The sequence below is a fragment of the Lactobacillus sp. B4026 genome, assembly GCF_026535825.1.
In the GTDB taxonomy this organism is placed as follows: Bacteria; Bacillota; Bacilli; order Lactobacillales; family Lactobacillaceae; genus Lactobacillus; species Lactobacillus panisapium.
The window spans coordinates 43,511-62,057 of the sequence record NZ_JAFNPD010000001.1 but is presented as its reverse complement, the minus strand read 5'-3'; the positions used below and the strand labels follow the sequence as shown (position 1 = coordinate 62,057).

Below are 18,547 nucleotides of genomic sequence, written 5' to 3'. Positions count from 1 at the left end.
TTTTATAATATCTCGAATGCCCATGGCAATATAAATTTGATCGCAAGCGGGTCGAGATAAGCCGACAAGTACTCGCCAAACATTCACCAAATTTAGTCAAAAGCATTAGTAGTAAATTTTACCCAGCAAAAAGCAGTTAAGTTTTTCCGACGGCTTTAGCCACTGCTATTAACGCATATTTAATTTTTAGTTAAAACACCTAGCTAATCTAAAAAAGCTTTTCTTGTTGCTTTTTCGTATCAGTACTTCTTAATTAGCGGCATTGACATCGGTAATTATCTAACTTATAATGTTGCTTAATTTTTAAAAAAATATGATAAAAATAAGTTACTTTTAATCAAACTTATTTATAATTATACAGGAGACAATATGAGTAAAATAAGCGATGATGCGCAAGCCATCTTAAACTATGTTGGCGGGCCAGATAATGTCAATGGCCTGGTACACTGCGTTACCAGACTACGGTTCGAGTTAAAAGACAATCAAAAAGTAGCAAAAGATAAATTATTGGCTTTGCCCTGCGTTATCAGCGTGGTAAATAGTGGTGGACAAGAACAAGTCGTCATTGGTACCAAAGTGGCCGATTACTACGATGTTATTCAGCAATTATTAGCTAATCAGCGAACCACGGCTAAACCAAAAACCGCCAAGTATTCCAAGCATTCAACTTTTTCTCTAACCAAGGTTATTTCTGGTGCATTTATGCCCCTGCTTTCAGTCATGGCAGGAGCTAGTATGGTCAAAGCATTACTGACGGTTTTGGCAAGTACGCATTTACTTTCAACTACTAGTACGCCATATTTAGTATTATCAGCGGCTGGCAATGCGATTTTTTATTTTCTACCAATTTTCGTGGGGATAACTTTGGCCAAAGAGTTTAAAGCAGATCCATTCGTTGGTGGAGCACTTGGCGCAGCCCTTTTAGAGCCAAGTTTTACCGGTTTAATTGGCAAACACGGACTTAATTTATTTGGAATGCCACTAGACCCAATCGATTATTCCACTACTGTTTTTCCCATTTTTATCATTATTGGTGCATATATCCTATTAGACCGGTTGTTGAAAAAAATTATTCCACAACAATTACAGATATTTTTAAACTCAATGATCTCACTGATCATTTTGGTACCAGCAACGGTATTAATCTTTGGTCCCTTTGGTAACACTGTCGGCAATTGGATTTCTACGATTATCATGTGGTTATTCAGTAAGAGCCGACTAGTTGCCGGGTTAGTTTTAGGAGCGGCTTATTCATTTCTGACCGTGCTGGGTCTACACTGGGGACTAGTGCCAATCACTTTGCAAAACTTGAAAATGTACGGTGGTGATGTAATTGGCGGAGTTGGTGTGTGTGCTGTTTGGGCGCAGATTGGCGTAGCTTTAGGAACATTTTTATATAGCTTATTTAAAAACAAGGATGCAAAATTAAAGGGTCTGTCAGGCTCAATTACGATTACGGGTATTTTTGCAGGAGTTACCGAACCAATATTATACGGTTTGATTATGCCTTCCAAGCGCCTCATTATTATTACCGCAATTGCTGGTGGGATTGGCGGTGCCATTAATGCTTCATTGCATGTGATGGTTAAGTCCTTCCTTATTGATAATATCTTTTCCATTATTATGATGATGTATAAACCAATTGGCTTTATGATTCTGGGTTCAGGAATTGCTTTAATTACTGCGGCAGTCCTAACTTATTTCTGGGGATTCGAATCACAAAAACAAAAATAAAAATCAATTTACCAAAAAAAGACTAACGCGATGTTAGTCTTTTTTAACGATTTATTTTAGTTAATTTAACAATTTACTTTAACCCAGTCCATTGCCATTCAGTAACTTCTGGCATATCTTTACCATTATCACGAATGTATTGGTGATGCTTATTAAGCAAGCGATCCATCTCATCAACAAAAGCTGAACTCTTTTCGGCATACTGAGGAATGCTCAAAATGGCATCTTTTGCTAGGTGGAAACGATCAAGCTCGTTAACAACACGCATGTCAAATGGCGTAGTAATATCACCATTTTCTTCATAGCAGTGAATATGAACGTTACTACGTCCACGACCAAACCAAATTGATTGCATCATTGCTTTGTAACCGTGCCATGCAAAGATTACCGGCACATCACTTGGGAATAATTGATCGAATTCTTCAGTTGAAATTGCATTTGGATTGTCTGCTGGATTCATCAACTTCATCACATCAACTACATTAATGTAGCGAATCTTCAAGTCTGGGAAATTCTTATGCAATAAATCAATTGCGGCCAAGGATTCAATTGTTGGTTCAGTTTCAGTTGAAGCAAAGACAACGTCAGGTTTGTCGTGACCATCTGTTGATGCCCAATCAATATATGATAAGCCATGATCAGCTAACCGTGCTGCCTCTTCTACTGAGAACCATTGTGGCCGAACTTGTTTAGAAGTTACCAGAATATTGATACATTCACGGTCACTAAATGCTTTGGCAGAAACGGCTAATAATGAGTTAGTATCTGCTGGCAGATATTCGTGAACTAAATCTGGCCGATTCTTCTCATACATATGAGTCAAAATACCTGGATCTTGGTGGGTGTAACCATTGTGATCTTGTTGGAATACAGTTGATGTAGCAACAAAGTTAAGTGAAGGGTAATCCTTACGCCAATATTGTTCCTTTGCCTTTCTCAACCACTTCATGTGTTGCGTCAGCATTGAATCAACGACACGACCAAATGATTCGTAAGTAGCGAAGAACCCATGACGTCCAGATAAAACATAGCCTTCAAGCCAACCTTCATCTTGGTGCTCAGACAACTGCGAATCAATTAACCGACCACTTGGAGCCAAGTTTTCATCATTTGGTGTATGAACAGAACTTTCCCATTGCCGCTTTTGTTCATCAATAAACTTAAATAGCCGGTTAGACTTAGTTTCGTCAGGACCAAAGCCGCGGAAGTTGTCTGGATTAAGTTCTGCAATTGCGTTTAAGTATTTAGCCCATTCCGTCATATCTTCTGCTTCAACTGAACCAGGTTGGTCAAACTTAAGGGCAAACTTCCGGTAGTCAGGAAGACTTAAGCGCTTGGCATCCTTACCACCATTAGTAATCGGATTCATTGCCATTCGACTGTCGCCGTCAACATTGTCAGCCAAGACTAAATCAGTAGGTGCACCATTTTCATCAAATAAGTCTTCAGGATGGTAGCTCTTCAGCCAATCAATTAACATATCCTTGTGTTCCATTGAGTCTTGAGCTACGGGAATTGGAATCTGGTGTGCTCTAAATGAGTTTTCAACTGGATTGCCATCAACATCAAATTTAGGACCGGTCCAACCCTTAGGTACACGGAAAATAATCATTGGCCAATGAGGCAAAGTAGTATCATTATTTTCACGTGCATTCTTTTGAATAGCCTTGATTTCCTCAATAACTGTGTCCATCAATTTGGCCATTTCTTCGTGAACTTGCATATGATCTTTGTAACCATCAAATTCGCCACCATTATAGGCGGAAATAATATACGGGTGCCAACCCATACCTTCGAAATACTTGGTTAACTCTTCATCGCTCATTCGTGAAACAATTGTTGGGTTAGAAATCTTGAAACCATTAATTTGTAAAATAGGTAAAACAGCACCATCTTTAATTGGATTAATGAACTTATCGCTAAACCAACTAGCTGCAAGTGGGCCGGTTTCAGCTTCACCGTCACCAACTTCAACTGCTGCAATGACATCAGGATTATCTAAAATTGCACCAGTACCGTGAGAAATCGAATAGCCTAATTCTCCACCTTCATGCATTGATCCTGGCGTTTCAGGAGCAGCGTGAGAAGCAGAACCACCAGGAAAACTAAACCGTTTAAATAGCTTAGTCATTCCTTCTTCATTTTGCTGAATCTCCGGGTAAAGTTCACTATATGAACCATCAAGATATGAGTTTGAAACCATAACTTGACCACCATGACCTGAACCTTCAATGTAAAACATATCCAAGTTATACTTTTTAATTACCCGGTTTAAGTGCGCATAAATAAAGTTTTGCGGTGAAATAGTACCCCAGTGACCGATTGGTTTAGGTTTTACTTCTTTTGCCTCTAAGTCATGCTTTAATAATGGATTGCTCATTAAGAAAAGTTGACCTACCGATAAATAATTGGCTGCACGCCAGTGTGCATCAACACTCTTTAAAAATTCTTTTGAATCATAATCTACTGCCATATTGTGTCTCCTATAGCTGTTATTAACTTCAATTAACTTTATACGAACATTATACCAATTTTCTCAAAAAGTTCAACCATTCTAGAAATTGGTTCGTTCCAATTATCAAATTCGCATTTACTTAATTCCTAAATTGTCAAAAGGTAATTTTAATCGGCTTTAGAATAAGCAGCTTTTAAGTATTTAGTTGCTCAAATACTGATAAGTACTTAAAATAAGAACTATATACTGAATATTTCATTAATTACCATTTAAAAGAATGCTAGATTATTTTTAGGAGAAATGGCAATGACACAAGAAGAACGAATTCATGAAATTAGGCAGTTATTGAATCAGAAACACCATTTAGTTACTAGAGATTTAGCTAATTATTTTAATGTTTCATTTGATACCGCTCGTCGTGATGTGTTGCGCTTAACCTCAACAGGACAAGCTATCCGTGTTCATGGTGGCCTGCTGGCAAATAATCAGGAGAACGTGCCCAACTTTTTAACAAGAAACCAAATTGATTCACCCATTAAAACTAAAATGGCTCAGATGGCCCAACGTTTTGTTCACCCTAACCAATGCGACTTTATTGGTCCTTCCACTACCCTAAAAAAACTATGCGAACTCATTAATGGTATCGATATCCAGATTGTCACCAATTCAATTGATAACTCCCTAGAACTGATGCAATCAAGAATGCCTGCTGTACGGTTATTAGGTGGAAAAATTGATAAAGAACATCGCTTTAGTTATTCTGTGACTTCATTAAAAACGCTGGAACGAATGAGTTTTAACACCGCTTTTATTGGAACTTCAAATGTTAAAAAAGATGGCATATATTCGAATAGAATGAGTGATTCTGAGTTGACCAGACTCGCTGCCTCTAGAGCAAAGCAAGTCGTTGTGGTTGCAGAGCAATACAAGTTTAACAGTCAAAACACTTCTCCTTTTATGTCTATTCCCCTTGAACAAATTGACGTGTTGATCACAGACACACCTTTGTCACAAGAAATGCAAAGTTGTTTTTCACCGAGTACGCAAATTATTCCGGTGCTAAGGAAGTGAGGTCATGCAAATCTTTTTTACTAACCATTCTGCTATTCAGAATAAACAGTTAGATAAAGAGGTTTATCAAGAATTAGAACAGTTTTATAATAGTTTTTTCAACAATATCTATAATGAGCTAAATATTGGTAAATACCGCAAAATACGTGATGCAATTGGCCTGGTAATGCGCAAATTCGACTGTCATGATCACCCGCTGGCATATACAGGAAAATTAGTGATGTACATTCAAGCAACGATTGCTTTAGAGCATTTGCATTTAACTTGTGAGCAACAAAATTTATTGCAGCTTTTGGGTACAAATACAAAGAAGATCAATTTGAACTTTGTCTATTCTGGGCCCATTACGGATTTACGCCAATTTAAAAATAGTTAGTTTCTTTTTTAGATAAAATGTATCCAAAAAACGGCAAGCTTAAGCTTGTCGTTTTTCTTTTGCTTTTTATCATCAAAAAATTTTTGTGTCATAACTATAACTTCTTCGCCTTATACATGCTTTGATTGGAATAAAATTTTCAGGTTACTTTCCTAATCAGTTTTCTTCCTATAAGAATGAGAATATAGATAATCGATTTAAATTATTCGGACATTTTGTTAGCTTTATTGTTTTAATAAATTTTTAGCTAGTGCTAAATTTCCAATGGTTGCAGAGCCATTATTTTCTACAGCTGGCATTGTTATGTATTGCTCAAGCGGTGGTACTTTGATGTAATTGTTTAACATCTGCCTAAAATAAAATCTAACTTTTTCTAAAAATTTTTCACTAACTACTCCTCCACCAAAAACGATTTTATCAGGGCGTAAAATTAACGTAACTTGTAAAGCCGCTTGTGCAACATAGTAGCCCATTATTTCCCAAACCGGATTACTTAAGGGAACTTTTGACCCAGCTTTTCCTAATCTGGCTTCAAATGTTGGTCCCGATACGAGTCCTTCTAAGCAATCATGGTGAAACGGACATGTTCCAATAAAACCTTTATCTTTAGGATGCCGTTTCAACAAAACATGACCCATTTCAGGATGCCCTTGACTGCCAAGTAAATGACCATTTATTAAGGCTCCACCACCTACACCTGTACCAATAGTATAATAAACTAATGAATCAACATCTTCATTTGAAAGTAATGACATCACATACTCACCATATGCTGAACCATTGACATCTGTTGTAATAAATATCGGAACATTAACCTTATTTTTTATGTAACCAACAAAATTAGTGTTTTTCCAACCCTTTTTAGGCGTATTTGTTATATACCCATAACTACTTGATGTTTTTCGAATTTCTATAGGGCCAAAAGAGGCTATACTAATAGCTCTCACGGGATAATTAGCCAGAAAATCAACTACCTTTTGAAGTGTCTCTTGCGGTGTTGTAGTTACAATTTTAATTGCTTTTTTTATTCTGTAATTTTCATCACCAACAGCACAAATAAACTTTGTTCCACCTGCTTCAATTGAACCTAATAGCATCTTGATTACTTCTTATTTCTTTGACAAATTTCAATAATTTCATTATTTGGACCATAAAAATTAAAGTAACTAATACCATGATCCCAAAACGGTAGATGCATAATCTTCTGATTAATTAGCTTAAATCCCATGCCCTTTATTAACTCAAAAGCTTGATCAATTTCATCTGTATCAATTGCATAGTGATTGATTGCACCATTGACAGAATTAACTTTTGTTTCCCAAACTTCTAGCTCTAAATTGCCTAATTGAAAAAAGCCAGTGGCACTGCCCTGATTATCTTCTTGATTGACTAATTTAAAACCAATCTTTTCGTAATCATGAACACTTTTTGCAAAATTATCTGTTGGAATACCAATGTGAGAAATTCCTTTTAAAATATTCATATTCAGCTCCTTGTTAAATTAAATGAAATTTTTTTAATCCTTTAACGATACCCAAATTATCATTTGTATCAGTCACATATGAGGACGCATCTTTAATTGCCTCATTGCCGTTAGCCATTGCAATCCCATAATCCACAACTTCAAACATGGTTAAATCATTATTTCCATCGCCAAAAGCATATGTAGGTACTCTTAGATGTTCAGCATTTATCAAATTAATAATTGCCTGTCCCTTTGAATTTCCACGCAAAACAGTATCAATTGAATGTGGCCCAGTTATCATAAAATTTAACTCAGAAAATTGCTCACTATATTTATCGTCTGCATGATGTGTAATCACCAGCATTTGATTTACAGAATTTGCCCGATAAAAATTAGAATCAATTTTTGGTAATGGTGCAGATATATTTTGATAAAAGTGCCGTGAAAGAGGCTGATCTTCAGATATTGCAATTTGCCTAGAATTATAAAAACCGATAATATCCCCTCTACTCTTGGCATATTTCAAAACCTTTTGGCATAAAGATTTAGGAATCGTGAAATTAAATTCAATATTGTTGTTAAATTCTACATATTGACCATTCGTTGCAATAACTGAATCAATCTGACATTCTGTCATGATTGATCGAACTTCAAATGCTGCTCGTCCTGTACAAATTATCGGAATATTTCCATTAGCCTTTAACTGCTTGATAGCCTTACTTACTTCCGGCAATACTCGAGACTTACTTGATAAAAGGGTGCCATCTAAATCAAAGAAGACTAAAGACTTGATTTGCTTGTTCATGAGTCTTTATTTTCTTAACGTAATATTCGAAAATTTAGCTTTACCATTTGCCACAGCAATTGCTAAATCATTACCAAATTTGTGATAAACACGTGTAACCAAACTAATACCATTTACCAATATTACAAAGATATCTTTATCAACTACTAACTTAATATGCATCTTCTTAAAGTTAACTTTAGGAAGGGGACGATCTAGTCCCTTATTCATTACTTGAAACCATGGCCATTCTGGACTTTTATTAAAAATAATTCTTTGGTCATCAGCCGAAAGAAGATATTGATATGACTCATCGGTCTTGACATTTTTAAAGATTCTTAGGGCAATATTACTAATGTCTTCATTACAACTAACATCCATATCTAATACAAAATGTCGACCAGTATTTTGTGCAATTACTTTTTCCGTTCGTCCCGTTTCATTAGTAATTGTAATGTCATTAATTTTAATTTTAGTAGTAAATTGTTCGGTTAATTCGTCTGGTAGTTTTGTAGCCAGCGTCCCGTCCTTTCTTTGAATCAGTTCGAAAGGAACGTATGTACCACCCCATTCCCAATTTACCTTATCACCTTTGCCGTTTTCTCTAGTTGGTACCCAGCCAAATAATACTCTTCGCTTGCCATCAAAAGCGGTTCTAGCAGCATAATATGCTCGACCGTCAAATGCATCATCTCGAGGCTTTAGCCACGGGCCATCAATCTTTTTACTCATGCGGTATCTAGTTTTGCTTTGTTCACTATATTCGGTATAGAGCAAATACCACCAATCACCCATTTTAAAGAGATCAGGCATTTCAAGCCCTGTATATAGGTTAGGAGCAAAAAAGTCTCCCTTAAATGACCAGTTTTTTAGATCCTTAGAAGTAAAAGACACTATTCGACCAGTAAGTTTAGATTTTGGACCAGCTAACCTAGTTCCCAAGATTAAAAGGTATTCATTTTTATCCTGGTTCCAAATTACCCAGGGATCACGCCAGTCGGTTTTGTCATAACCTTTTTGCGCTGGTAATAATAACTTATCAACGTTTTTTTGAAAATGCTCATAATCATGACTAACGCCATGAAGTAACACTTGCGAAGCCTTACCTTCTTGTTCAGCTTTTTTATTATAGCCAGTGTAAAAAGCATGGATTTTCCCTCCTGCTTCAAAAACTGAACCAGCATATATCCATTGTGCTGGATCATTTTTATCACCAGCAGGAATAGCATCCCCATGATCTTCATAATTTACAAAGTCTTCTGTGGTTGCTAGTGACCATCCAAATGGTTCATCATTATCTGTCAGCGGACCAGGCTTCCTAGGATCACGTTGATGATATAAGTAAAACTTGCCGTTTTTGCCAAAAGGCATAATGTCCCCCATCCATTTGTCTTTTGTTGGCTTATAAAAAACTTTATACATACAATTCCTCCTTTTATTCTGTAACTGCTTCTGTCGCTATCTTACGGTCACGATGCATTAATTTTTTAAGTAGATTGCACATTAAAGCTCCTACGACTACACCGATAACTATTGATACACAATAAAGTAAAATATTTGAATCAAATGGTGCAGCCATAAATGTAGACAGTGCCGTTTTTTGTGTAGTACCGAAAAAAGCATTTAGTGCACTGGCTAGGCCTGACCCGACCATACAACTAGGGATCACTGCCAAAGGATCAGAAACAGCAAATGGGATTGCTCCTTCAGTTGTTGCAATGATTCCCATAATTAAAGCAGTAGTAGAATTTTCCTTTTCATCTTGACTATAATATTTTTTACCAATAAAACTCGCTAAAGCCATAATTAATGGCGGAATTCCAATTGCAATAAAGCAAGCTGTACTTATTGCATAGCCACCAGAAGTATAGGAGGCCATACTAAATGTATACGCCACTTTATTAATGGGACCACCCATATCCGTAGCCATCATTGCCCCGATAATGGCGGCAACTAAAACCTTGTTCGACCCACTAATGCTGGCAAGCCAAGATGTTAATCCACTTTGCATCCCTCTAACAGGATTACTAAATACATAAAAGATAATTAAGCCACTAATTAGTACAGATGCTAATGGAATAATAAAGATGGACTTTAGTGAAATTAAACTTATTGGCATCGGGATCTTTTTTAGCCAATACACTAAGTAACCGACTAAAACACCAACTACCATTCCTCCAATAAAACCCATACCGAGCTTATTGGCGACTAATCCTACAATAAATGCTGGCGCTAACCCGGGGCGATCTGCAATTGAGTATGAGATATAAGCAGCAATCATCACTGGAATAAACCCAAGCCCTTGCTGCCCAATCATTCTCAAAATTCCCCAAATATTATTGGTCTGGTTCCAAACGCCATTTCCCCCACCAATAACGGCAATTGATACCATCAGTCCTGATGCTGAAACTAATGGAATCATGTATGAAACTCCAGTTTGAAAATGATCAACTAGTTCCTTAAAAAACTTTTTTATACTATCCATAAAAAAGCCTCCTTTTTATTTTTATTAACCATCAATAACTTCATGAACTTTTGTTATTGCTTTGCTACCATCCTTTACAACCTCTGAAGTTCCCATTTTGACAATCTTTTTGCCTTTAAAGCGCTCTTTTTCACGTACATTTGTATCTACTGCGAATATCACTGCATCAGCGTCTGCAATGTCTTTAGCACTTAACTTGTTTTCAAATCCCATTGCTCCCTGTGTTTCAACTTTAATTTGGTCGCCATTCTTCTTAGCATATTTCTTTAAATTTTGGGCAGCCATATAAGTATGTGCCACACCTGCTATACATGCTGTTACTGCTACTAATTTACTCATTTTTCTCCCTAGTCTTCTATCTTTCTAAAAATTTCAACTAATCTATTTGGATCATTTTCTGCTTTAATTTCTTTTACAAAATTATCATCCATCAACTTACCAGCTATCGTTGCCAACATCTTTAAGTGTTCTTTACCAGTATCTTTTTCTTTAGCCGCCATTAAAAAAATGATTGATACTTTGCTATTATCCAGAGAATTCCATTCTAAGGGCTCAGTAGTTTTGGCAAAAATTAAAGACGCAAAATTTACCGCTGAACTTTTACCATGTGGAATTGCTATATTATTACCGATTCCAGTCGTGGTTTGGCTTTCGCGTTTTAAAACATCTTGACTAAACTTATCAGCATCATTAACAATTTTGTTTCGTTCCATAATTTGTGCCAACTGATTTATAGCATCTTCTTTAGAAGACGCCTTTAAGCCAATGACTATATTATTCTTTGAAATAAAATCAATCTTCTTATTCAAATTCTTCACTTCCTAAAAGCTTAATTATTTCTGTTTTTGAGGTTAATCTGCATAGAGTCTTTAACAACTTTTTATCTTCAAGAATTGTATTGAAGTAATTATAAATTTGATCAATAGAAGTCTTGACACTTTCATTCATTGCCATAAAAAATACTAAATTGACTCTTCCCTTCTCCCAATCAACACCTTCTGAATTGATATAAAGAGCTATACGAGCCCTCTTCACATATTGAATAGGTGCATGAGGGATGGCAACAAAATCCATCTCTGTACTTGCCATTTTTTCTCTTTTAATTGCAGCATCTGCTATACCAGAAAGAGCATATTGTTTTGAACATAGTAATTCACAAACTGTACGTATTGCCTGATTGCGGGTAGTTCTTTTGTTATCAACGATAATCAAATCAGGTTCGACTAATTTCATAAATTCACCAGAATTTTCTTGAAATTGCTTAAATTTATTAATTACTGCTTGTAATCTTCCCTTTGACTGATAATCAAGAAATGGTGGTACAACCACAACATTTTTATTTTGAAGATCAATATCTACAGTACTTATTATTAAATCTTCCGTAATTGGAGCAGACATTAATTCAGATACAGAGACCACCCGATTAATTTCAATTTCATCTGCGAAATATTTTTTTATTCTCTGTTCTAACAGTCTTGCAGTCCCAAGACCGGTACTACAAACAATTACGGTTTTTATCTTTTTTTCTTCCCTTCTTTCTAAAAAGCTCTCAATATGTAGGGCAATATAAGCAATTTCATCATCATTCACATTGACCAAGAAATGCTTACCTATTTCAATACTTAAATCTACAGCCTGGTTATAGGCATAAGGAAAGTTACCTTTAATACTATTTTTATACGGATTTTTTATGCTTAATCCCAAACTAAGGCGGTGCAATGCCGGTACCAAGTGCAATGTCAAATTACTAATCAATGCCTTATCATAGTTAGTCAGATTAACTTTTAAAAATTGAACTAACTCACTTTTTCTAAACAACTTTTTGTCATGTTTAAGACTTAAGTGAACGCCTGAATTCGATTCAGCAGCAAGAATATGGATATTAATATATGCCTGTTCTTCTACTGGAATAGTTAATTCTAGATTTTTCTCAAGTAATTTAGAAAGAATGACTGTCTTAGGTGATAACGGATGATTAGTCAATTCCTCATTAGCAATAATAATTTCCTTGTTTTTTATTCTTTGGATTGCTATCACTAAATGGACCGCTAACGATTGAAACTGATAATCATTTAATCTGATAGAATTATTTTTCTGAAACTGATTCAGGGTTCTGACTACTTTATAAAAAATTTCCGGATTAAAAATGCTTTTTAATTCTTTAGGAATATTAACCGCTAATTTTAAATCAGCATTATTTTTAATTTCGAGATTATTTCCCCAATAAAAATCAAGAAGTATAGTCATTAATCGTCTTCTGACATTTTCCGATGCATCTAGACAGATACCTTTTTCATCACTTACTAATTTGGCACCCTTCTTTTTTAGCCAATCTTTAAGTTGCTTTAGATAACTTTCTATAGTTGTCCTGCTCACATAATATTTATCAGAAAGATTTTGAATAGTAATATGTTCTTTTGACGTTAATAAAAAAGACAAAATAGCTAGCTTTATCTCTTGCGGACTTTGTCTGTTAGCAATTAATTCGCCATTCTGAAGAGATAAGCGTATGTGAGTAGTATCGCCAGAAAAATAAATACCGACACTTGGTTTTCTAACAAGTTTAATCTGATATGCTTTAACTTCACTTGCAATTTCATTTAAATACTTATTAATAGTCTTCCTTGACATGCCAATATTATGTTCAATATTTTTGTAATGAGTTATGCCCTCATCTAAAATTTGCTTGATAATTTTTATCTCATTTTCATTAATACGATCACCTTCTCTCTTGAATACGCTTACAATTATAAGATAAAGAATTAGCTTTAGATACGGTGCAAAGTAAAACATCAAAAGTATACTTTTGTGTTACCTAAGTTAATTTTGAGTAAATAAAAAGGTAAGAATAATTTTTCTTACCTTTAACCTTTTTTATTTATTCAAATTTACAAATGTGTTGAATCTCATGTATTGATAATGAATTCGCATTGTTGAAACCTCAAACGGCGTGCCGTCATCAAGAAAGAAAATACCTTCTATAACACCCACCGGCTCGGTTGTCTTTAATGTCATCCGTTCCTGGTCTTCCTTACTCGAAGGCTCAACCGTAATATTGAGAAATGCTTTGGTTACCACCTTATTTTGAGTATCTTCCAAATAGTTAAACAAAGATTTCTGTAAATTTTCCGGCTTTAATTCCGGCACAATTTTAATAGGAACATAGCCGGTTTCTATCAAAAACGGCTGCGCATCAAGGTAGCGGAGGCGCCGAAATTCATAAACAAAATCATCTTCATTTAAAAATAAATCCTGCCTAATCGATTCCGATGCTTTAACTACATTGAAGTCTAACAATTTAATTCCTTGTTTTTTACCTGGAACTTTTAAGCTATCTGTTAAACCTAAATTTGACCCTTCATAGCGAAATAGTGACTGGTTTTTCAGATAAAGAGGGTTAATAAATGTCCCGCTACCACGCTTTTTAAAAACTATCCCTTGCTGAGATAAAAGTTCCATTGCCCGCTTCATTGAAGAGCGGCTCACTTGGTAGTGTTCTGCAAGACTTCGCTCATCAGGAAGGCGCATCCCATCATACTTATTATCTAAAATATTCTGTTTTATATCGTGCATCACAGTCCGATAAACGAAATCTGCCATTTTTCTCCTCAATTATTCTGCTTTTTTGATTGCCTCAATAAACCAATGGGCAAATGTAGCCTGATTTATCTCTACCCCTACTTCTGCATTAACTGGCTTGTCAAAGAAATTATCAAAATCAATCAGCGAAGCACCATAGGCATATGGGCTCTTGGTATCAACAACAACATGGGCCGGCTTGAAGGTATACATATCCGGGTTAATTAACATTCCCGCAGCTAAAGCATCGTAAATTTCACGACCATCATTTGCGGTCTTATCATGTAAATTAGTTAGAATATGATAAAGCATGTCACCGGTTTTGCCCAATTTTTTGACTTCCTGAAGGGTATTTTGGGTCACATAAGCTTCATGTCCCAATTCAAGTGGAGCAAGCAAGATCTTAATACCGCTAGAAAAAACAATCTGGGCTGCTTCGGGATCACCAGCTACGTTGTATTCACTGTATGGGCCCCAATTACCGCGACCAATCGCACCGCCCATAATTACTAACTGCTCAATCTTAGCCATATCTTCCGGGTACTGTCTAAAATAAAGAGCAAAATCAGTCGCTGGACCAATTTGCATTAAAGTTACTTTTTCTGGGCTGTTAGTTACAACTTCATGGATTGCATCTGCAGCAATTCCTGGTTTAAGTAATGACTTATCTGGCTTTGGGAAGTCATAGCCAGCCAAACCACTTTTACCGTGGACGTCCGATGCATCAATTGCTTCACGCAATAACGGACGACTAGCTCCAGAAACAACTGGCACTTTTGTTCCCAAGAAGGTTTCCAATTTTAAAGCATTGAGTAATGTTTTAGCCAAAGGAACATTGCCCCAAGTTGCAGCAATCAATTTAACATCAAGATCGTTTGCAAATAATGAAATAGTAATTGCTACTACGTCATCAATGCCGGGGTCAGTACTGATAATCAAAGGTTTTTTAGTCATCGAAATTCCTCTTCCTTGAAAGATATAAGACCATCATACCAAATCTATTTAACGATTGTCTTTTTACCTTGAAAAAATAATATGAATCAGTCAAAACAGATTACGTTTGACGGATTCATACTAATCAATTTACCATGTTACTTTTTTATTTTTCGCGATCTTCGATTTCGCCATCTGAACGAGCAATAATTACTTCATCACACATATCAAGGAATAGGCCAGTTTCAACAACACCAACCACTTTGTCTAGGTAATCATCTAATCCACGCGGAATCGGAATTGGATCAACGTTTAAATCAACAATATAATTGCCATAATGCGTGACAAACCGTTTATTGCCATCCATTCGCCAAGACGGATTCAAGCCATCATTTCTAAAACGCCGAAAATTTTGTTCACAGGAAATCGGTAAAATTTCTACCGGTAACGGAAAGCCGCTTAAACGATCGACTAACTTCGACTCATCAACAATCCACAGCACTTTTTCCGAATTAGCGGCGACATTTTTTTCCATTGTTAAGGCGCCACCGCCACCTTTAATACCGTCAAAGTTAACGTCAACTCGATCAGCCCCATCGATTGTCAAGTCTAACTGATCCACTTCTGCTAATTCATTAACCGTAAAGCCCCACTTTTCAAGCTGTTTTTTACTTCTGCTTGATGTAGTAACAATAGCTTCTAAGTCAAGTCCCTCTTCTTTTTTTCGTTTCCCTAATGCATCAATGAAAAAGGCAATTGTTGAGCCAGTGCCAACACCTAATTTCATCCCTGGCTCTACTAATTCTGCTGCCCTAATTGCTGCTTTACTTTTTAGTTCATCCTGCTGTTTCTTATCCATTGCTCTTGCTTTCTTCACAATCGTTACTAACACTACAATTTAATCTCATTATAGCAAAGATCAACCTAAAAGAAGACACAAAAAAAGGCAATTTAATTAAACTGCCTTTTTTAGTATTTTCATAGCTTATTCAGGATCAATTTCTGGTGCTTTATTAATTTCACCAGACATCATCCAAATCCGTTTCTCTACTTCAGCTAAAAAGCCGGTAAGCAAATCATTAGTGGCATAATCGCCCTCTTCATCGCTGGCCTTAATGCCTTCGCGATATAAGTCATCAAGATAGTGGTACCCCTCAATAATCTTGGCATAGCGCTCATCAATTGTCTCGTCCCAATTACCTTTTTCATCTTTAATATTGGTCTTCTCGGCAATTTCACTCAGAGTAGAAACTGGTGAGCCATCCAGTGTAATCAGCCGCTCTGAAACTTCATCTAGCTGATTAGCTAATTCATCCATTACTTTATCTAAATATGGGTGCAGCTTTATAAACCGATTGCCCCGCATATACCAGTGGTGTTGGTGAACTACCATATGTAATTGCGTTAAGTCAGCAACAAGTTGGTTTAATATTTCTTTTGTCTTAGGATATTTCATCTAAAAATGCCTCCCAAATATATAATATTGTTACACTTTTATTATATCCAGTAAGCGCATTAATTACTAAAATATTGATTATCAAATTAAAAACAAGCAGTTTTATGATTTGCTCAAAGTATAACCTTGATTAATTAACTCAAGAGCCTTTTCCGACTGGTTAATGGTTTTCTCTGGTTCATAAATCTTATCACGTGATAGTGACAAGGTGATTTCTTGCCCGTCTGCAAGTTTCAATTGAAAACCACATAAGTTATTTACACTTGAAATAATTCCAACAAAATAAATCAAAATCATCGGATAAAAGATTGTTGGTGCCATCTTAACCAAGCTTTTTTTACCTAAAAATTTCGCATCAACAACTTCACTAGTCGCAATCTCTTTCAGTGGACTTGCCTTGCCAAGAAAGATCATCTTAATGCGATTCCAGTAACTGCCATGATCATAATAGCGAATTTTTTTAGCTGAAATCTCGCAATAATTAAACTCAATAGGTAAAACATTTGGATAGTAACCAAAGGCTACCAAAGCGAAGAAAATAAGGCCAATTACCCAAGCCCAATTTTTATTTTGAGAATTAACTATTGCTAAAATATCCCAAGCAATCAAACTAGCCAATAAAAAATAAGCTAACGATATCACTAAAGGGCGAAAATTCATTTTCTTGCCAAAAGTAATCATTTCATTCACACTTTCTTGCTAAAATTAAAGTTATTTTAGCACCTTTCAGCTAATAGTAAAGCGCTACCAAAAATAAAATAAAAAACTGCCTGAGAGTTTAGGTTAAACCATCATTTACTAGTTTAACTTCTCTTCAGACAGAATTTTTATCTAAGTTAAAGTTTATTCAGCAGCTGCTGTTTCTTGTTCTTGTTTTAATAAAGTGTTGTCATAGTGTTTGATAAATGGGTACCAAACAAGAAAAGCAACAATTGCACAGACGATTGAAAGAACGCCGCCCTGCCAACTGGTTGTAGCAATGAAGCCACTCAAACCAACTGGTGTCGGCCAAGGTTGTTGGACTCTGATTACTGGGACCAATTTTGAAACAATGCCTAAATATGCAATAATCCCCGAAGCAAGCGGTGCACAAACAAACGGAATAAACAAATCTACGTTGTAAACAATTGGTAAGCCAAAAATTAACGGTTCGTTAATATTAAAGATTGCCGGAATAATTTCCACTTTCCCCAATTCTTTTAATTGTGCCGAGCGAGCCCGAAAGGCTAACCAAATGGCCACACCAAGCATCGCGCCTGAACCACCGATCGTAATAAATGCATTGGTCGGATCGCCGGCAAAAAAGTGATGGCCTCCTCTTTGAGCATTATCTGCCATATTGGCAAGAATAATTGGCATATAGAAAGAACTGATAATCGTTGCTCCGTGGATCCCGAACCACCATAAAAAGTGAATCAGGAAGATAATGATCAAGAAGCCCCACCAGGTGTCGGCAATATCACTGATAAAGGAGAACGGAATGAACAGTAAGTTGAACATATCCGTGCCTGCAATAACTAATGCCCCGTTTAAAGCAGCAACTACGACTGCAACACAAAATGACGGAATCAAGGCACTAAAGGAATTGGATACTCCCGATGGCACTGAAGCCGGCATCTTTATTTGCCAGTTATGCTTAATGGTGTAACGATAGATTTGAACAGTCAGCCAGGCAATAACCAAGCCAATGAAAATACCGACAGCACCAATCCGGTAAATACCACTAGCAGAGGCCTCATATCCACTAGCAACCATTTTGGTTTTGGTAAAAACCTGAACAAATTGCATTTGGCCATTCTTCCAGACCAATTCAGCTACGGTAATGAAAAAGCCCATTAAGAACATCATCAATCCGTTCATTGGAATTAGATTAATGTGTTCCTCATCGTGATAAATTTTAGTGTACGAATAGGCAAAGGTCCCTGAAAATACCAGGGCGATAATTCCCATCGTGGCATTATAAACAGAACTAAATAATACTGAAAAGCGGCCTATTGTATTTGCATAAAAACTCATAAAAGCAGGTATTTTAATAACCTGAGACAATACAGTCAGGATTAAGAAAAATGCTCCGACAATTGAAAATGAAATAACGCTGTAGCCCGCATCCATGATTGCCCTAACAAAACGTGTTGCGGCAAACTTACCGGCTATTTCACCAATCTTATCTTTTAACGGCTTTTTTGTAGTATCAGCCATAATATTAAAA

18 protein-coding genes are annotated in these 18,547 nt (G+C 36.1%); 3 read left to right on the top strand and 15 right to left on the bottom strand.

What is annotated here, in order from left to right; genetic code table 11:
- The first annotated feature begins 369 nt into the window (after positions 1 to 369).
- The gene (locus tag J3U69_RS00450; RefSeq protein WP_267412684.1) at positions 370 to 1,734 is read left to right on the top strand and encodes a PTS transporter subunit EIIC; all 1,365 of its coding nucleotides are present in this window, start codon (positions 370 to 372) and stop codon (positions 1,732 to 1,734) included.
- 73 nt (positions 1,735 to 1,807) lie between these two features.
- On the opposite strand, the gene J3U69_RS00445 is transcribed toward J3U69_RS00450, so the two are convergent.
- Positions 1,808 to 4,207, bottom strand: a complete 2,400-nt coding sequence (locus J3U69_RS00445; RefSeq protein ID WP_267412683.1) for a phosphoketolase family protein — start codon at positions 4,205 to 4,207, stop codon at positions 1,808 to 1,810.
- A 288-nt stretch (positions 4,208 to 4,495) separates the two neighbouring features.
- Between J3U69_RS00445 and J3U69_RS00440 the strand changes: the two genes are divergently transcribed.
- Positions 4,496 to 5,260 carry a DeoR/GlpR family DNA-binding transcription regulator gene (locus tag J3U69_RS00440; protein WP_220220847.1) on the top strand — a complete coding sequence of 255 codons (765 nt, stop codon included), beginning with the start codon at positions 4,496 to 4,498 and terminating at the stop codon, positions 5,258 to 5,260.
- 4 nt (positions 5,261 to 5,264) lie between these two features.
- Positions 5,265 to 5,636: a bacteriocin immunity protein gene (locus J3U69_RS00435; RefSeq protein WP_103751979.1), complete on the top strand. Its 372-nt coding sequence runs from the start codon at positions 5,265 to 5,267 to the stop codon at positions 5,634 to 5,636.
- Between the two features lie 224 nt (positions 5,637 to 5,860).
- Here J3U69_RS00435 and J3U69_RS00430 read toward each other — a convergent pair whose 3' ends face one another.
- The 14 genes from J3U69_RS00430 to celB form a co-directional block, all read right to left on the bottom strand.
- Positions 5,861 to 6,733, bottom strand: a complete 873-nt coding sequence (locus tag J3U69_RS00430; protein ID WP_267412682.1) for an ROK family protein — start codon at positions 6,731 to 6,733, stop codon at positions 5,861 to 5,863.
- 5 nt (positions 6,734 to 6,738) lie between these two features.
- On the bottom strand, positions 6,739 to 7,119 hold the full coding sequence (locus tag J3U69_RS00425; protein ID WP_220220844.1) for a VOC family protein: 381 nt from the start codon (positions 7,117 to 7,119) through the stop codon (positions 6,739 to 6,741).
- A 13-nt stretch (positions 7,120 to 7,132) separates the two neighbouring features.
- Positions 7,133 to 7,906 carry a Cof-type HAD-IIB family hydrolase gene (locus tag J3U69_RS00420; RefSeq protein WP_267412681.1) on the bottom strand — a complete coding sequence of 258 codons (774 nt, stop codon included), beginning with the start codon at positions 7,904 to 7,906 and terminating at the stop codon, positions 7,133 to 7,135.
- A 6-nt stretch (positions 7,907 to 7,912) separates the two neighbouring features.
- Complete coding sequence (locus J3U69_RS00415; RefSeq protein ID WP_267412680.1) at positions 7,913 to 9,307, bottom strand: glycosyl hydrolase family 32; 1,395 nt, start codon at positions 9,305 to 9,307, stop codon at positions 7,913 to 7,915.
- Between the two features lie 13 nt (positions 9,308 to 9,320).
- Complete coding sequence (locus J3U69_RS00410; RefSeq protein ID WP_220220841.1) at positions 9,321 to 10,370, bottom strand: PTS fructose transporter subunit IIC; 1,050 nt, start codon at positions 10,368 to 10,370, stop codon at positions 9,321 to 9,323.
- 24 nt (positions 10,371 to 10,394) lie between these two features.
- Positions 10,395 to 10,709 carry a PTS fructose transporter subunit IIB gene (locus tag J3U69_RS00405; protein ID WP_267412679.1) on the bottom strand — a complete coding sequence of 105 codons (315 nt, stop codon included), beginning with the start codon at positions 10,707 to 10,709 and terminating at the stop codon, positions 10,395 to 10,397.
- Between the two features lie 8 nt (positions 10,710 to 10,717).
- Positions 10,718 to 11,179, bottom strand: a complete 462-nt coding sequence (locus tag J3U69_RS00400) for a PTS sugar transporter subunit IIA (protein ID WP_267412678.1) — start codon at positions 11,177 to 11,179, stop codon at positions 10,718 to 10,720.
- On the bottom strand, positions 11,172 to 13,163 hold the full coding sequence (locus J3U69_RS00395) for a BglG family transcription antiterminator (protein ID WP_267412677.1): 1,992 nt from the start codon (positions 13,161 to 13,163) through the stop codon (positions 11,172 to 11,174). The genes J3U69_RS00400 and J3U69_RS00395 overlap by 8 nt, the downstream gene beginning before the upstream one ends.
- Before the next feature lie 81 nt (positions 13,164 to 13,244).
- Positions 13,245 to 13,970, bottom strand: a complete 726-nt coding sequence (locus J3U69_RS00390) for a GntR family transcriptional regulator (protein WP_220220837.1) — start codon at positions 13,968 to 13,970, stop codon at positions 13,245 to 13,247.
- A 12-nt stretch (positions 13,971 to 13,982) separates the two neighbouring features.
- Positions 13,983 to 14,903: a nucleoside hydrolase gene (locus tag J3U69_RS00385; protein ID WP_220235201.1), complete on the bottom strand. Its 921-nt coding sequence runs from the start codon at positions 14,901 to 14,903 to the stop codon at positions 13,983 to 13,985.
- 145 nt (positions 14,904 to 15,048) lie between these two features.
- Positions 15,049 to 15,741 carry a ribose-5-phosphate isomerase RpiA gene (gene rpiA / locus J3U69_RS00380; protein WP_267412676.1) on the bottom strand — a complete coding sequence of 231 codons (693 nt, stop codon included), beginning with the start codon at positions 15,739 to 15,741 and terminating at the stop codon, positions 15,049 to 15,051.
- A gap of 126 nt (positions 15,742 to 15,867) precedes the next feature.
- Positions 15,868 to 16,338 carry a Dps family protein gene (locus tag J3U69_RS00375; RefSeq protein ID WP_267412675.1) on the bottom strand — a complete coding sequence of 157 codons (471 nt, stop codon included), beginning with the start codon at positions 16,336 to 16,338 and terminating at the stop codon, positions 15,868 to 15,870.
- A 102-nt stretch (positions 16,339 to 16,440) separates the two neighbouring features.
- Positions 16,441 to 17,028 (bottom strand): hypothetical protein, encoded by a 588-nt coding sequence (locus J3U69_RS00370; RefSeq protein ID WP_267412674.1) that lies wholly within the window; start codon positions 17,026 to 17,028, stop codon positions 16,441 to 16,443.
- Between the two features lie 153 nt (positions 17,029 to 17,181).
- Positions 17,182 to 18,537 (bottom strand): PTS cellobiose transporter subunit IIC, encoded by a 1,356-nt coding sequence (gene celB, locus J3U69_RS00365; protein ID WP_103751973.1) that lies wholly within the window; start codon positions 18,535 to 18,537, stop codon positions 17,182 to 17,184.
- Positions 18,538 to 18,547 lie beyond the last annotated feature (10 nt).

What these genes read in the sequence shown, in the direction of transcription:
- rpiA (WP_267412676.1), bottom strand. Translation starts at nt 15,741, where the DNA reads ATGGATAAGAAACAGCAGGATGAACTAAAAAGTAAAGCAGCAATTAGG.
- J3U69_RS00375 (WP_267412675.1), bottom strand. Translation starts at nt 16,338, where the DNA reads ATGAAATATCCTAAGACAAAAGAAATATTAAACCAACTTGTTGCTGAC.
- J3U69_RS00395 (WP_267412677.1), bottom strand. Translation starts at nt 13,163, where the DNA reads ATGTTTTACTTTGCACCGTATCTAAAGCTAATTCTTTATCTTATAATT.
- J3U69_RS00420 (WP_267412681.1), bottom strand. Translation starts at nt 7,906, where the DNA reads ATGAACAAGCAAATCAAGTCTTTAGTCTTCTTTGATTTAGATGGCACC.
- J3U69_RS00385 (WP_220235201.1), bottom strand. Translation starts at nt 14,903, where the DNA reads ATGACTAAAAAACCTTTGATTATCAGTACTGACCCCGGCATTGATGAC.
- J3U69_RS00410 (WP_220220841.1), bottom strand. Translation starts at nt 10,370, where the DNA reads ATGGATAGTATAAAAAAGTTTTTTAAGGAACTAGTTGATCATTTTCAA.
- J3U69_RS00440 (WP_220220847.1), top strand. Translation starts at nt 4,496, where the DNA reads ATGACACAAGAAGAACGAATTCATGAAATTAGGCAGTTATTGAATCAG.
- J3U69_RS00415 (WP_267412680.1), bottom strand. Translation starts at nt 9,307, where the DNA reads ATGTATAAAGTTTTTTATAAGCCAACAAAAGACAAATGGATGGGGGAC.
- celB (WP_103751973.1), bottom strand. Translation starts at nt 18,537, where the DNA reads ATGGCTGATACTACAAAAAAGCCGTTAAAAGATAAGATTGGTGAAATA.
- J3U69_RS00445 (WP_267412683.1), bottom strand. Translation starts at nt 4,207, where the DNA reads ATGGCAGTAGATTATGATTCAAAAGAATTTTTAAAGAGTGTTGATGCA.
- J3U69_RS00450 (WP_267412684.1), top strand. Translation starts at nt 370, where the DNA reads ATGAGTAAAATAAGCGATGATGCGCAAGCCATCTTAAACTATGTTGGC.
- J3U69_RS00390 (WP_220220837.1), bottom strand. Translation starts at nt 13,970, where the DNA reads ATGGCAGATTTCGTTTATCGGACTGTGATGCACGATATAAAACAGAAT.
- J3U69_RS00430 (WP_267412682.1), bottom strand. Translation starts at nt 6,733, where the DNA reads ATGCTATTAGGTTCAATTGAAGCAGGTGGAACAAAGTTTATTTGTGCT.
- J3U69_RS00435 (WP_103751979.1), top strand. Translation starts at nt 5,265, where the DNA reads ATGCAAATCTTTTTTACTAACCATTCTGCTATTCAGAATAAACAGTTA.
- J3U69_RS00425 (WP_220220844.1), bottom strand. Translation starts at nt 7,119, where the DNA reads ATGAATATTTTAAAAGGAATTTCTCACATTGGTATTCCAACAGATAAT.
- J3U69_RS00405 (WP_267412679.1), bottom strand. Translation starts at nt 10,709, where the DNA reads ATGAGTAAATTAGTAGCAGTAACAGCATGTATAGCAGGTGTGGCACAT.